Genomic DNA, 14,397 nt, shown 5'->3' on the forward strand with positions numbered 1-14,397 from the left:
GTCTAAGTCTGTGCACCCCGGCGAAGTCCAATCCACTGCGCAAGGCGGGCGTAATTGCAGTGCTCATCACAGACTTCTGGTCCGGACTCGGCGAATTGCCGGTCCATCGGCACTCAGACAATGTCAAGTCCACGGTTCTCGCTCGGCATCGTTTCGGTGTCGGCACCCAGGGCACCGAGGAAGCTCTTCGCCCAGCGCTGCACGTCGTGGGTGAGGACTTGCCGCCGCAGGGCCCGCATCCGGCGCTTGCCTTCGTCGGGATCCTGTTCGAGGGCATCGGCGATGGCCTGCTTCACCCCGTCGGTGTCATACGGATTGGCCTGAAATGCCTGCCGGAGTTCGGCTGCCGCGCCGGTGAACTCGCTCAGTACCAATGCGCCACCGAGGTCGCTGCGGCAGGCGACATACTCCTTGGCGACCAGGTTCATGCCGTCTCGCAGCGGCGTGACCAGCATGACGTCGGCCGCGACGAAGAACGCGATGAGGTCGTCGCGGGGGACCGGGCGGTGCAGATATTGCACCACCGGATGTCCGACTTCGCTGAAGTTGCCGTTGATGTTGCCGACAAGTTGTTCGATGTCGCCGCGCATCTTGATGTAGCTGTCGACCCGCTCACGGCTGGGCGTCGCCAGCTGCACCATCGTGATGTCGTCGGGATTGACCCGACCCTCCTCGAGGAGTTCGGCGAGTGCCTGCAATCGGACGTCGATGCCCTTGGTGTAGTCGAGGCGGTCGACGCCCAGGAGGATCTTCTTCGGGTTGCCGAGTTCTTGGCGGATCTCGGCGGCCCGCTTGCGGACCTCCTTGGACTTCGAGCGTGCATCGAGTTCGCCCGAGTCGATGGAGATGGGGAAGGCGCCGACACGGACCGTGCGGAAACCGACCTGCACGACACCGAACTTGGCGCGGACACCGACCTGTCCCTTGGACGTGGCCTGGCCGGCGAGCCTGCGGGCCAGATACAGGAAGTTCTGGGCACCACCGGGCAGGTGGAATCCGATCAGATCGGCCCCGAGCAGACCCTCGATGATCTCGGTCCGCCACGGCATCTGCATGAACAGCTCAACCGGGGGGAACGGGATGTGGAGGAAGAACCCGATCTTCAGGTCGGGACGCAGCATCCGGAGCATCTTCGGTACCAACTGCAGTTGGTAGTCCTGGATCCAGACCACCGCGCCCTCGGCGGCCGCCTTCGACGCGGCTTCGGCAAACCGTCGATTGACGGCCACGTAGGAGTTCCACCATTCGCGGTGATACTCGGGTTTGACGATGACGTCGTGGTAGAGCGGCCAGAGTGTGGCGTTGGAGAAGCCTTCGTAGTACTCGGCGATCTCGTCGGCCGACAACGGCACCGAAAAGAGTTGGAGCCCTTCTACCTCGGGATGCTCCGCCGAATCCGGCAGGCCGGACCAACCGACCCAGGCACCGGTCTGTGACCGGAGAATGGGTTCGAGGGCGGTGACCAGCCCGCCGGGGCTTCGCTGCCAGTGGACGCTGCCGTCGGGGAGTACCTGTTTGTCAACCGGTAACCGGTTGGCGACCACAACAAAATCGGCGCGCGGGTCGGACTTATTCGATCGCTTGGTTGCCACAGATCAGGCTTCGCCCGGAGCAATTCCCAGCATTGCCAGCAACATCCGGCATTCGTCGGCATCGACTGCATAAGCAGCGACAACCCGGCGCGCGGAGGTGGCGGTCTCGTCGGCGACGGGTTCCAGATCTTCTTCGGCGATATCGGTTTTGTCACTGGTCTTGGCAGGCATGGCGAACATTCTACCTGCTCATACTCGTCTATCGGTGAGGCCCGCGCGCAGGTCCGACTTCCGCAGTGGCTGGGTCTCTGCCTCGGAGTCGACCTCGGGCTCACCTGTCATGCGACCAGGGCGGATGGACGAGCGTGCGGTCAAAAGCGCTCGGGTCGGCTTTGTCGCAATCCGGGGGCGGCGCAGCGTCCGGGCGACGAATTCGCCGAGGGTGACGCCGGCTGCGAGTGAGCAGCCGACAGCGAGTGCTGATCCGATCGCGGTCAGACCGTCGATGGTCTGACCGCCGATCAATCCGTAGAGCCCTCGATAGATGGCCAGACCGGGCAGCAGCGGCGTAATGCCCGCGACCGCGACCACAAGTGGTGGCGTCAGCGCGCGGCGGGCGAGCAGACCACCGACGAGGCCGACCATGGCGGCTGCGAGCCCGGCCGAGATGACCGGGCCGAAGTTGTAGTGGCCGGCCGTTGCGACGATGGCGGCACCCATCGCGCCTCCGATGAACGCTGTCGGCAGAGCCCGGAACTCCGCATAACTCGCGACGGCAAACGCCGCGGCGGCCGTGCCACCGGCGACCACCCGTACCGGTGTGTTGGCGAGGTCGAATGCGGTGGTCGAAGTGATTGTCGGCAGATAGACGCCGGTGGCCTCCATCAACCGGATGGCGATACCCACGCCGCTGATGATGCCGCCGGTCATGATGAGCAACTCGAAGAAACGTGCGCCGCCGGTGATCGGGGCCCCGGTGATCGCGTCCTGCACCGAACCGACCAGCGAGAGCCCGGACAACAGCACCACCACGCCGGCCGCGATGACCAGTGACGGTTTGATGTCGACCCCGAGGGCCTCACTGTTCTCGTAGACGACCGCCGCAGGTATCACCGCGATGAAACCGCCGGTCATGTGCTGGAAGAACAGCGGTGTGCCGATCTTGTTGAGCAGTCGGTTGGTTCGGTCGATCACCGCAGTCGTGAAGAAGGCAACCACTGCGACCAGCCAGCCGCCACCGAGCAGAACAGACAATGCGCCGGCCATCGTCGACCACGCGAGCGTCGCGATCCAGCGCCGATAGGGGTGCGGTGCGGAGATGATGGCGTCGATGACGGTATGGGCTTCGCCGGGGTCGATCGCCAGGTTGCGGATCTTCCGGACCAACCGGTCGACGGCTGCCAGGCGGGTGAAGTCGTGCGATCGGTAGTGCACCGCCTTCATGGCGGTGACCGGTGTCATCGAGGTACCGCGACGCGCGCTCACCCAGATGGTGTTATACGTCACATCAACGTCGCAGTTCTCGACGCCGTACATGCTCGCCACAAACCGCACCTGCGTTTGCGTGTCGATCGCACCGGTGCCCGAGTCGAGCAACACCGCGCCTACCTGGATCGCAAGGTCCAGAACCTCGGTCACCGCGGCATCGTCGGTGAGATCGATCGGCTGTCGGGGAGATATCGCCGGTTCGAATGGTTCGATGGTGTCGATCGTCGCTCGACGACTGCCGGCGAGGAGCCGGGGAAGTCTCGCGATATACTCACGCACGCAGTTGCCTCCTTAGCTCAGTGGTAGAGCACTCGCCTTGTAAGCGAGCGGTCGTCAGTTCAATCCTGACAGGGGGCTCCACAGAGTTCAGGGTCAACTCGCCGGTTCCGGCGGGTTGGCTCGGTGCTACAGATCAGCGCCATAGCCCGGTACATGCGATGCGCAACCACGCCCAGCGGAAAGGGCGGGGCACATCGGACGTTATGGGCGGGGAGTCTTCGGGTCGAGGAGACCGTTCAACCACAGCACGTGGTGCAGACGCTGCCGCAGTTCCTTGCTTGGCGGATCCGTATTGGGAGGCGCGACCAGCGCCTTGATCGTGAAAAGTTCGACGATGCTCTCGTCGAGTTTGATGCGCTTCTCGCGCGCTGACGGCGTCATTTGATTGGGCGCGTACGTCATGGTCGCCTGCAGCGCGTCCAGTCGCTCCCTGAGCGCGTGGATCGCGTTGTCGATCTCATCCATGAATTGGGTCACATATCCATCATCGACGATGTCCAACATCAACGTAGGCGTTATCTGCAGGATCAGCCGCGTCACGGTTGGGGCGATCGTGCTCGGATATCAGTCGGTCACGCCGGGGTACACCCGCTGCGCCATCACCGGTGCAAACCAGACCCGTGAGAGGTCGATGTCCGCATCGCGGGTGGTTTCGAATGGCACAAGATGTTCGTCGACCCCGCCCGGTGACCAGTGTTCGTGCAGGTCTTCGACGGCAAAGATGAACGGTAGCCAGTCCGTCATCTCCTCGGCGCGGGTGAAGCCGCCTGCGATCGCCCACGGCCGGTCGTCTTCGTCGTAGGCGAAGAAGTGATCACCGTAGGCCGGGCTGACGCCGTCGCCGACCAGTGCGGTCAGGACAAACCAATCGGTTGATGCCAGCACCTTGTCGGACGCGATGTCGCGGGCGAGCGTGTAGTGGTGATCAACCGAGGCCAGCGCAGCTTCTTCGTCGAAGAACACCTCGGCCTGGCTGATGTCGAGTCCGGCGCCGACCAGTGCATGGTCGGGCATCCCGAGAACAAAATAGGCGCTTTGCGGCGTGACACCAGGTCCCATGACGGCATTGTGCCAGTGCTGCCGGTCGAGTGCGGGAAACCGCGCGGGGTCACGTGACGTCGATGTCGCACCACCTAGGATTGCGTCATGTCATCAGTGCAGATCAACCGACCGGAAAACAGTCACACGCGCAGCGCGGCGATTGCTCCCGGCAGTCTTGTGTTCACAGCCGGGGCCGCGCCGCTCGACGCGGACGGGGTGACGGTCGCGCCGGGAAACGTCAGTGAACAGACCCGTCAGTGCATGGCAAACCTGGAACTCTCATTGACCGAAGCGGGCGCGTCACTGACCGATGTCGCCAAGGTCACCGTGTATGTCGCCGAGCACCTGCAGGCCGATCTGGTTGTCGCGTGGGACGTGGTGACCGAGGTCTTCGGCGACCACAAGCCGGCAGGCACCCTGCTGGGTGTCTCGGTGCTGGCATACGACGATCAGCTGGTCGAAATCGAAGCTGTGGCCGCGATCCCGGCGCCATAATCTGCTCGTTTCGCGGGCCACGCCCACCGACTCGGTGAGTGCGGTGGGCCGCCGCACCGCTCAAACTGTGAGTGGTGCGGCGACCGCGTGAACCGCCGAGGAGGGCGGGGTTACTTATGAACCGGCCAGCGGCTGGAGGCTGCGGTAGCTGTCGCCCGCCGCGTCCGTTGAATCGTCGTCGGCGCCAGTGCTTGGCGAGCTGTCGACGCCGCCATGCGTGCTGGATGATTCGTTGCCGCTGCCGGAAGGCTCGCCGGCCGCCGGAATCTCGGCCGTCTCAGGCTTCGGATGGAGCCACGACGTCACATTTTCTGCCGTATTCATCTGCGGTATCGCGATGCTCGAGGGGCTGTCGACGGGACCGGAGTTGTAGCTGACGGCAGCAGCGAGCGCTTCGTCCGTGGTTGCGGGCAACCCGTTGGGCGTGGTGTTGCCGGCCTCGACGGCCGACGTTTTCGCGGCGGCTGGTGCGTTGGTATTCGGCGGGTCGGTCACCACCGTGCTGCGCGCAGGCGAAGGCACGGGCGGCGTGAGCGCATCCGCAATCAGCTGGGGCACGCCTACCAATAGAGCGCCGAGAAAGCCGGTGCCGAACATCGTGTTGTACGGGCCGAGTACCCCGGTGAACACCTGCCCATTGAGGAAGGCATTTGTCATCGCGGCGGGAACGTTCAGCACCGCGTTCACTGCGGCGAGTGGGTCGCCGGCGTTCACTGCGTCAGCAAAGGCCTGCAGCTGATTCCCAAACGCAAGAAAGGGATCTTCGATCGCGGTGACGGCGCTGAGACCAAGTCCCATGACGACAGGTCCTAGTTGAGCGACGACATTTCCGAAGTTCAGCGCTATGGCACCCGGGATACTGAGGATATCGACCATCGGGAACAAGGGAAATGCCACGCTGGCAGCGGCGTAGACAAGCCAGTTGAACGCTTCCCCGACCTGGCCCTCTTGGAACAGGTCGGAAGCATACTGCAGGTAGAAGGGCAAAGTGTCGCTCGCCCAGGCCTCCAATCCAGTGGCCGTGTTCTGGAGCGATGTGCCGATCAGGTTGGCGTAGCCGATCTGGTTGGCGAGGATCTGGGTCAAGACTGGCGCGCCGTTACCGATGACCTGCCCGCCGAGCGCCACAGTGTTTTCGAACGTGTTTATGGCGGTGGTGGCCCACGCCGTGAGGGGGTCGGCGGTGGGGTTGAAGGCAGCGGCGAGTTGCACCCCCACCGAGGAGGTTTGAATCGCCGGCACGTGGATGTCGGGCAGCGAGGCTGCGGCGGGACTCATCGGACCGATCGCGATGACGGCGGCGCCGACCATCGATATACCAGCGGTGACATAGGGCCGAAAGAGCGTGAGTTGCACAGGATCTCCTTTGCTGAACTGCCGACGGCGCCGACCAGCGCAGAGCGTAGCTGAGAAGAACCTGAGTGTCCGACAATTGGCGATTGTGTGTGGGATGCGTGCGGCTTACTTAGTGGTCTCGCCCATAGTTCGTCGGGTAGGGCTCATCTGCTGGTCGGCGTTTGTCGGGTCGGGTTGGGTGTCGGTGTGATGAAATCGTTGGGCGAGAATATCTTTCGTTGAGCGTACAAAGAAGAAGATCTCGACCTGATTGAGCCAGGATGTGTGCACCGCGGGGTATGCACCAGGATCGCCTCGGGAACTGTGCGGCGGGCCGATCGCCATAACCTGTTCGGCGATTTTCGTGAACTCTTCTGTGCCGGTGGTGTTCTCGCAGCGACCGAACGTCGTGGCCGCTGCGCGTCGTTGGCCGCCAGGTGATGGTAGGTGTGGGCCCGAATGGATGTGTCTTCATTCGTAGGAATTGCATAGTCGTTGTCGCCCAAGGGTTCCCTCTCCCAGGTTCGTGCGTAGAGACCGAGTACCCGGCCGGCTTCGATTCGAAGTCGGGGTCGTCGACGAAGATCCAGGACCGGTGCTGCCCTCGTCCAGTGCACGGTCGTTGGCGCCGGAAAGTGCGTGATGCTGCTCGCTCTGCCATCTGTGACCTCAACTATGGCGGCTGGCTGCGGCACCTCGAATCGCTGGAGACGCGCTGATCTGATTGCATGAAGTCGTGACCCGCCCAGCGATCAGCACCGAGCAACGCCGAGCACGACTGTTGCGCCGTCATCGGCTGATCGCCGAGTCCGCGGCGTCAACTCCGGTGGAGGCCGCCGAAGCGGTTGTCGCGCTTCACGCGACCACCCCGGCGACGGTCTATCTGTCGGCATGGGCGCGCATGCCGGGCTTCGATGTCTCTGACATGGATCGGGCGCTGTATGGCGACCGAACACTGATCAAACAGCTCGCGATGCGGCGCACGCTGTTCGCGTTTCCCCGGCCCGCGCTGGCCGATGCGGTCAGTGCGGTGGGGCAGCGGGTCGCCGCCAGTGAACGCACGAACATGCTGCGGGATCTGCGCCGCAGCGACGATTTTCCCGACCCCGAAGGCTGGATCGCGAAGGCGCGGGCGGCAGTGTCCGGTGCGCTGGTCGACGGGCGGACGGCCACGTCGACCGAATTGCGCAAAGAACTGCCCGAGCTCGCCGGATCAATCTCGCACGGTGAAGGCAAGTCGTGGGCCGGCGTGGCTCAGATGGGGCCACGGGTGCTGAACCACATGAGCGCCGCCGGCGAGATCGTCCGCGGACCCAACGACGGTAACTGGATGCGTTCGCGGCCCAGGTGGACAGCGATGTCGGATTGGCTCGGCGAGCCGCTGCCGGTGGAAGATCCCGACACCGGGCACCGTGAACTGATCCGGCGATGGCTGCGTCAGTTCGGTCCCGGCACCGAAACCGACATCGTCTGGTGGTTGGGATCCACGAAAACTGCTGTGAGAAAAGCGCTCTCGGCTCTCGACGTCGTCGAGGTCGACCTCGGCGACGGATCGATCGGGTACGTCCTGCCTGACGATCTCGACGACGTGGAGGCCGCCCCGCCGACTGCACTGCTGCTGCCCGAACTCGATCCGACATTGATGGGATGGAAACAGCGGGACTGGTATCTCGGGCCGCACTCGCCGCATCTGTTCGATTCGAACGGCAATGGTGGACAAACTGTTTGGTGGGACGGACGGGTCGTGGGCGGATGGCATCAGCGGCCGGATGGGTCCATCGGTACGTATCTGTTGGAGGAGTTGAATCGCGCCGCCACAACCGCGATCGGCCGTCGGGCCGTTGAACTCGGTGACTGGCTCGGCGATCACCGACCCAAGCCCGGGTATCCGGCGCCATTTCATCGCACACTCGACGGCTGACCGGTATCGGTTGCCTTCGCAGAATCAATGTCTACCCCTCGTTAGACTCAAATGTTGTTCGAGGCGGGGGTTGAAGATGCAGGTGGGGACGATGAAATCGGAAGGAAGGTCTCGATCGGGTCGATTTGAACGTCATTCACAGGAACCTCCCAGGTTGCTGGCAGACTCTGAATAAGACGGTCAGGCAGGGTGTGAGGCATGAGTGATCAGAGTGCGCGGGTGCTGGTGGTCGACGATGAGCCGAACATTCGCGAGCTCTTGTCGGTCTCACTGAAGTTCCAGGGATTCGAGGTGCGGGCAGCGCCAGATGGACCCGGCGCTCTCGACATTGCCCGCACGTTCCGTCCGGACGCATTGATCATCGACGTGATGATGCCCGGGATGGACGGCTTCGGGCTGCTTCGTCGTCTGCGTGCCGATGGCGTGGAGGCGCCGGCGTTGTTCCTCACGGCGCGGGATTCGGTGGAGGACAAGGTCACCGGGCTCACCATCGGTGGTGACGACTATGTGACCAAGCCATTCAGTCTCGAAGAGGTTGTCGCCCGGCTGCGGGTGCTGTTGCGGCGCGGTGGATTCGGCGAGAAGCCAGAGGCCAGTTCGCGAATCAAGTTCGCCGACATCGAACTCGACGACGACACCCACGAAGTGTGGAAGAACGGCGAGCTCGTGTCGCTGTCGCCCACCGAGTTCACCCTTCTGCGCTACTTCATGATCAACGCAGGCACCGTGCTGTCGAAGCCCCGGATCCTGGATCACGTCTGGAATTACGACTTCGGCGGAGAGGTCAACGTCGTCGAGTCGTATGTGTCCTATCTGCGGCGCAAGGTCGACACCGGCGAGAAGCGGCTCATCCACACCCTGCGCGGTGTCGGATACGTGATGCGCGAGCCTCGGTGACCAGCACTCCCGAGGTCACCATCGCAGCGAGAGTTCGCCGGGGCATCCCGCTTCGGGTGTCGTTGGTGGCGCTGACGCTGGTCCTGGTCACCATGGGGCTTCTGGTGTCGGGGGTCGCGGTCACGTCGGCCATGCGGAACAACTTGATGGACCGCACCGACAGTTCATTGCGGGAGGCGGCCGCGGGGTGGGCGAGACCGCGGGCCCTGCCGCCCCCACAAATGGACCCCCAGGACGTCGAGAACGGCCGTCCGCCAACACCGTATTACGTTCAGATCCAGCGGTCCGACGGCAGCACGATGATCGTCAACGACAACGCGGCGGAGCCGGATCTGTCCGACGCCAACAGTTTTGGCACGGACCCGGTCACGGTGAAGTCGGTTGGCGACGGACCGCGATGGCGGGTTGTCGAGACGTCCTCGCCGTACGGTAGCGCCATCGTCGCGGTGGAATTGACCGACGTCGACGACACGGTGAACCGATTGATCTGGTTGCAGGTCGGTATCGGTGCCGGTGTGATCGTGGTGATCGGTGCGCTCGGATATCTGTTGGTGCGCACCAGCTTACGGCCATTGGAACGGGTGGAGCAGACGGCGCAGGCGATCGCGGCGGGGGACCTGGATCAACGAGTTCCCCCGGCGGCACCGAACACCGAGGTCGGGCGGCTCGCGGAGTCGCTCAACTCGATGCTGCATCAGATTCAGGGTGCGTTCGCCGCGACGGCGGCCTCGGAGGAGCAGGCGCGCCGTTCCGAAGAGAACATGCGCCGGTTCGTGGCCGACGCCAGCCACGAACTACGCACCCCGCTGACGTCGATCATGGGATTCGCCGAGCTGTACCGGCAAGGTGCGATGACTGACACCGAGGTACTGATGTCGCGGGTCGAGACCGAGGCCAAGCGGATGGGATTGCTGGTCGAAGACCTGTTGATGCTCGCCAGGCTCGATGCCCAGCGACCACTCGAGCGGGCGCCGGTCGATCTGTTGGCGCTGGCATCCGACGTGGTGCACAGCGCGAGAGCGGCGGCCCCCGACCGAGACATCTCGGTGGAGGTATTCGACGGACCGGGTGTTCCCGAGGTCTCCGGTGATGCTGCCAGGCTCGCGCAGGTGTTGAGCAACCTCGTCGGCAATGCCATCCTGCACACGCCCGACGACGTGTCGATCACCGTTCGGGTCGGCACCGTCGACAACGATGCGGTGTTGTCGGTGACCGACACCGGTCCGGGGCTCAGTGCGCAGGACCGGGCGCGGGTGTTCGAGCGGTTCTACCGCGCCGATTCATCGCGCCATCGCACCGACAATTCCTCGGGCAGTGGCCTTGGCCTGTCGATCGTCGCGGCGTTGGTCGCCGCGCACGGAGGCACCGTCGGTGTCGAATCAGAACCCGGAAAAGGTGCGACGTTCTGGGTGCGGATTCCGCGGGACCGGATCAGTCGCTGACGTAGGCGCCGTGACCAAGGGCGCGTAATTGCTCCCGGATCTTGTCGGCGGCGGCGTCGAGAGCCGCCGGATCGGGTTCCTTCTGTGCGTTTGCCAGGTCGAAGGTCTCCAGCTGCCAGGCGGGGAACACGTGGACGTGCAGGTGTGGAACCTCGAGTCCGGCGATCAGCAGGCCCATCCGCGGAGCGTCGAATGCCGTTTTGACGGCCAGTCCCAGCGTTTGCGCGACTGAACTGATCTTGCCGAAGAGTGCGGGATCGACACTTTCCCAGTGATCGACCTCCTGTCGCGGGACAACCAGCAGGTGCCCGTCGGTGACCGGGTTGATGGTCAGGAACGACACGACGTCGTCGTCCTTCCACACAAAGCGTCCGGGGATGTCGCCGTTGATGATCATTGTGAAAACCGATGCCATGTCTCGACCTTATCCCCGTCCGCTGGTCGCAGCGCTTGCAGGAACCTGACAGCGGCGGTGCAGCTCTGCGACAGGCTGGGATTCCACAGTGACTGGCATGAGCGCAGACACCATGGACGAGGTCCCGGCCGAGCTTGCCGCCATCGTCGTCGATCTCACACCCGCGGCACCGATGATCGACATCGTTGTCCCGGTCTACAACGAGGAAGCGGACCTGGCGTCGTGCATCCACCGGCTCACCGCACATCTGGGTGCCCACATGCCTTATCCGGCACGGATCACCATCGCCGACAACGCCAGCACCGACGGCACATTGGCGATCGCGCAGGAACTCGCCGCATCGATCGAGAACGGCCGCCGTGTGCGGGTCGTCCATCTCGATGCGAAGGGGCGTGGTCGTGCGCTCAAGTGCATCTGGCGTGACAGCGATGCCGCGGTGGTCGCCTACATGGATGTGGATCTCTCGACCGATCTGAACGCACTACTGCCGTTGGTGGCCCCGCTGGTCTCCGGACATTCCGACCTTGCGATAGGTACCCGGCTCACCCGGTCGTCGCGGGTTGTCCGCGGTGGCAAGCGGGAGTTCATCTCCCGTGGCTACAACCTGATGCTCCGCACCACCATGGGTGCGAGCTTCTCCGACGCGCAGTGCGGCTTCAAGGCTGTTCGGGCCGATGTCGCCCGCCGGCTGCTGCCGATGATCGACGACACCGGCTGGTTCTTCGATACCGAGATGCTGGTGATCGCCCAGCGGGCGGGTTTGCGGATCGCGGAGGTTCCGGTCGATTGGATCGATGATCCTCACAGCAAGGTGGACATCGTCGCGACCGCGGCGGAAGACATCAAGGGGTGTTGGCGGGTCGGCCGGGCACTCGCCTCCGGTCGGCTGCCGGTCGCCGAGCTCAGAGAAAGCCTGGGCCGCAGCGAAATCGGTCCGCAGGTGGCCGGTGTACCGCGCGGTTTGGTCGGCCAGCTGGTTCGATTTTGTCTGGTCGGCGTGGCCTCGACGATCGCCTATGCGGTGCTCTATCTCGCGCTGCATTCCATTGTCGGCGCCCAGATCTCCAACTTTCTCGCACTGCTCATCACCGCCGTGTTCAACACAGCCGCCAACCGGGCGTTCACATTTCGTGTGCGCGGTCGCGGTGGCGCCGCCAAGCATCAGCTGCAGGGCATCGCGATATTTGCACTCGGATGGGTGCTGACCGCCGGATCGTTGATACTGCTGCACCTTTGGGCGCCGGATGTCTCCAAGCACGTTGAGCTGACCGTGCTGGTGGTGGCCAACCTGATCTCCACCGTTCTTCGTTTTGTCGGGTTTCGCTTGGTATTTCGCACGTCTCATAACAACAAGGAGGTATCGGCATGACGGTGCTGATCGATCGTCCACCGGCCGAGCCGGAGCCGGCATCGCCGGAACCAGCCCCGATGTCAGCGCCCCGGCCGCGCTGGGAGTGGCCGGCATTTGCCGTACTCATGGTCGCCACCGCGGGACTGTATCTGTGGAACCTGAGTGTCAACGGGTGGGCGAACTCGTTCTACTCGGCAGCAATTCAGGCAGGATCGCAGTCGTGGAAGGCGTGGTTCTTCGGGTCCTCGGATGCGGCGAACTCGATCACGGTGGACAAACCGCCTATGTCGCTGTGGATTCCGGGGCTCTCGGTGCGACTTTTCGGTCTCAACTCGTGGGCGATCCTGGTGCCGCAGGCGTTGATGGGTGTGGCATCGGTGGCGTTGCTCTACTGGATTGTCCGTAAACGTTTTGGTCCCGTCGCCGGACTCATCGCCGGTGTCGGGTTGGCACTCACCCCGGTCGCGGTATTGATGTTCCGTTTCAACAATCCCGACGCGTTGCTGGTGCTGTTGATGATCGCCGCCGTCTGGGCGACTCTCAAGGCCATCGACGACGGCAGGATCCGGTGGATGATCCTGACGGGTGTGTTTGTCGGACTGGGGTTTCTGACCAAACAGATGCAGGTGTTCTTGGTCATCCCACCGCTGGCGTTGACCTACATCGCGTTTGGACAGAAAACCTGGATCGCCCGACTGGGGCATCTGTTCGCTGCGCTCGGAGCGATGATCGTCTCCGCGGGCTGGTGGGTTCTGGCCGTCGAATTGTGGCCGTCCGGCTCGCGCCCGTACATCGGTGGATCACAGGACAACTCGATCCTCGAACTGACCTTGGGCTACAACGGATTCGGTCGACTCAATGGCAACGAGACGGGCAGCGTCACGCCGGGGGGTGGTAGAACCGCCGGCGAGGGCGTCGGAGGATTGGCCGCCGAGGGATTCCCCGCCGAGGGATTCCCCGCTGGGGGATTCCCCGCCGGTCCCGGTGGCGGGGGTGGGGGTGGTATGTGGGGTGATACCGGCTGGACGCGCATGTTCGACGCATCGCAGGGTGGTCAGATCGCTTGGCTTATCCCGGCCGCGTTCATCGTGGGTGTCGCCGCAATCATTCTGCGCGGCAGGTCGGTACGGACCGACAGCAAACGTGCACTGCTGGTGGTCTGGGGACTGTGGCTGGTCACCACGATGGCTGTGTTCAGTTTCATGGCCGGGATCTTCCACGCCTACTACACGGTGGCGCTGGCGCCGGCGATTGCCGCACTCGTGGGTGCCGGGGCGGTTCAGTGCTGGCAGCGCCGTGATCGGCTGTGGGTGCGTCTGGTGTTGGCCGGTGCGATTCTGGCAACGGGCACAATGGCTTACGTACTCCTGGGGCGTTCACCGGACTTCGTGCCGTGGTTGCGCTATGTCGTGTTGATCGGATCGGTCGTCGCCGCGGTCGTTGTGGCATTCTCACATCTGGCGAGACCGGCACTGCGGCGTGTCGCACTCGTCGCAGCGTTTGTGGCACTGACCCTGGGATTGGTGGGTCCGGCCGCATATGCGATCGATACGGTCTCGTCCACCAGGTCGGGATCCATTCCGACTGCCGGGCCGTCGTCCGACGGCGGTTTCGGGCCGGGCGGTGGGATGCGTCGGATGACCGCAGGCACCGGCGACATGGTGCCGCCCGGGATGACCGGGCAGCAAGGCATGCCCGGCATGCCCGACGGGCGAGGCGCACCGGGCGGTCAAGGTGCGATGCCGGGACCGGGTGGCGCCACAGTTGGCCGGGCGCAGATGGGTGAGGCCGGTCAGATGGGCGGTGCCGGTAGCGGACTGCTCTCCGGATCGACGCCAACCGGCGAGATGGTTGCGACCTTGAACGAGGACGCCGACCAGTTCACCTGGGTGGCGGCCGCCATCGGCTCGAACAGCGCGTCGGGATATCAGTTGGCCACCGAGCATTCGGTGATGCCGATCGGCGGGTTCAACGGAAGTGATCCGTCGCCGACATTGACCGAGTTCCAGGTGTATGTGCACGAGGGGAAGATCCACTACTTCATCGCCGGTGGCGGCCAGATGGGGGGCGGTGGCAGCGGCACCGCGTCTGAGATCACCGAGTGGGTCGAGGCCAACTTCTCGAGCACGACGGTGGGTTCGGTAACCCTGTATGACCTCACCGAACCCGCCTGATCCACGCTCCATCATGTGCTGACCTAA

Annotated in this window: 13 protein-coding genes and 1 tRNA gene; 7 read left to right on the top strand and 7 right to left on the bottom strand. The window is 64.0% G+C overall.

The window, feature by feature from the left end; translation table 11 throughout:
* Nucleotides 1-113: 113 nt before the first annotated feature.
* From AC1TPF_RS21825 to AC1TPF_RS21835, 3 genes are read right to left on the bottom strand one after another with little or no spacing between them, the layout of a single operon-like run.
* Complete coding sequence (locus AC1TPF_RS21825; protein ID WP_482140897.1) at nt 114-1,592, bottom strand: alpha,alpha-trehalose-phosphate synthase (UDP-forming); 1,479 nt, start codon at nt 1,590-1,592, stop codon at nt 114-116.
* 3 nt (nt 1,593-1,595) lie between these two features.
* A complete protein-coding gene (locus tag AC1TPF_RS21830; RefSeq protein WP_482140895.1) occupies nt 1,596-1,763 on the bottom strand; it encodes a hypothetical protein in 168 nt (55 codons plus the stop codon).
* A gap of 18 nt (nt 1,764-1,781) precedes the next feature.
* Nucleotides 1,782-3,299 (bottom strand): threonine/serine exporter family protein, encoded by a 1,518-nt coding sequence (locus tag AC1TPF_RS21835; protein WP_482140894.1) that lies wholly within the window; start codon nt 3,297-3,299, stop codon nt 1,782-1,784.
* 6 nt (nt 3,300-3,305) lie between these two features.
* Here AC1TPF_RS21835 and AC1TPF_RS21840 point away from each other — a divergent pair.
* A tRNA-Thr gene (locus AC1TPF_RS21840) sits at nt 3,306-3,380 on the top strand.
* A gap of 120 nt (nt 3,381-3,500) precedes the next feature.
* Here AC1TPF_RS21840 and AC1TPF_RS21845 read toward each other — a convergent pair.
* Nucleotides 3,501-3,839 carry a hypothetical protein gene (locus tag AC1TPF_RS21845; protein WP_482140892.1) on the bottom strand — a complete coding sequence of 113 codons (339 nt, stop codon included), beginning with the start codon at nt 3,837-3,839 and terminating at the stop codon, nt 3,501-3,503.
* Between the two features lie 24 nt (nt 3,840-3,863).
* Nucleotides 3,864-4,358 (bottom strand): hypothetical protein, encoded by a 495-nt coding sequence (locus AC1TPF_RS21850; protein WP_482140890.1) that lies wholly within the window; start codon nt 4,356-4,358, stop codon nt 3,864-3,866.
* Nucleotides 4,359-4,445: 87 nt separating this feature from the next.
* On the opposite strand from AC1TPF_RS21850, the gene AC1TPF_RS21855 reads away from it, so the two are divergent.
* Nucleotides 4,446-4,835 (top strand): RidA family protein, encoded by a 390-nt coding sequence (locus AC1TPF_RS21855; protein WP_482140888.1) that lies wholly within the window; start codon nt 4,446-4,448, stop codon nt 4,833-4,835.
* Between the two features lie 114 nt (nt 4,836-4,949).
* Here the strand turns inward: AC1TPF_RS21855 and AC1TPF_RS21860 are convergent, their stop codons facing one another.
* The gene (locus AC1TPF_RS21860; RefSeq protein WP_482145293.1) at nt 4,950-6,191 is read right to left on the bottom strand and encodes a hypothetical protein; all 1,242 of its coding nucleotides are present in this window, start codon (nt 6,189-6,191) and stop codon (nt 4,950-4,952) included.
* Between the two features lie 715 nt (nt 6,192-6,906).
* Here AC1TPF_RS21860 and AC1TPF_RS21865 point away from each other — a divergent pair.
* The 3 genes from AC1TPF_RS21865 (at nt 6,907) to AC1TPF_RS21875 (ending at nt 10,430) form a co-directional block, all read left to right on the top strand.
* Nucleotides 6,907-8,091 (top strand): winged helix DNA-binding domain-containing protein, encoded by a 1,185-nt coding sequence (locus AC1TPF_RS21865; protein ID WP_482145294.1) that lies wholly within the window; start codon nt 6,907-6,909, stop codon nt 8,089-8,091.
* A gap of 198 nt (nt 8,092-8,289) precedes the next feature.
* Complete coding sequence (locus AC1TPF_RS21870) at nt 8,290-8,988, top strand: response regulator transcription factor (protein ID WP_482145295.1); 699 nt, start codon at nt 8,290-8,292, stop codon at nt 8,986-8,988.
* Nucleotides 8,985-10,430, top strand: coding sequence for a sensor histidine kinase (locus AC1TPF_RS21875; RefSeq protein ID WP_482145296.1), 1,446 nt, complete (start codon nt 8,985-8,987; stop codon nt 10,428-10,430). The genes AC1TPF_RS21870 and AC1TPF_RS21875 overlap by 4 nt, the downstream gene beginning before the upstream one ends.
* Here AC1TPF_RS21875 and AC1TPF_RS21880 read toward each other — a convergent pair.
* Complete coding sequence (locus AC1TPF_RS21880) at nt 10,420-10,845, bottom strand: HIT family protein (protein ID WP_482140879.1); 426 nt, start codon at nt 10,843-10,845, stop codon at nt 10,420-10,422. The genes AC1TPF_RS21875 and AC1TPF_RS21880 overlap by 11 nt on opposite strands.
* 112 nt (nt 10,846-10,957) lie before the next feature.
* Between AC1TPF_RS21880 and AC1TPF_RS21885 the strand changes: the two genes are divergently transcribed.
* Together AC1TPF_RS21885 and AC1TPF_RS21890 are read left to right on the top strand one after the other, a co-directional pair.
* Nucleotides 10,958-12,214, top strand: a complete 1,257-nt coding sequence (locus AC1TPF_RS21885) for a bifunctional glycosyltransferase family 2/GtrA family protein (protein WP_482145556.1) — start codon at nt 10,958-10,960, stop codon at nt 12,212-12,214.
* On the top strand, nt 12,211-14,370 hold the full coding sequence (locus AC1TPF_RS21890; RefSeq protein WP_482145297.1) for a glycosyltransferase family 39 protein: 2,160 nt from the start codon (nt 12,211-12,213) through the stop codon (nt 14,368-14,370). Before AC1TPF_RS21885 ends, AC1TPF_RS21890 begins: the two co-directional genes overlap by 4 nt.
* Nucleotides 14,371-14,397: the final 27 nt, after the last annotated feature.

This window comes from Williamsia sp. Y853 (assembly GCF_056786495.1).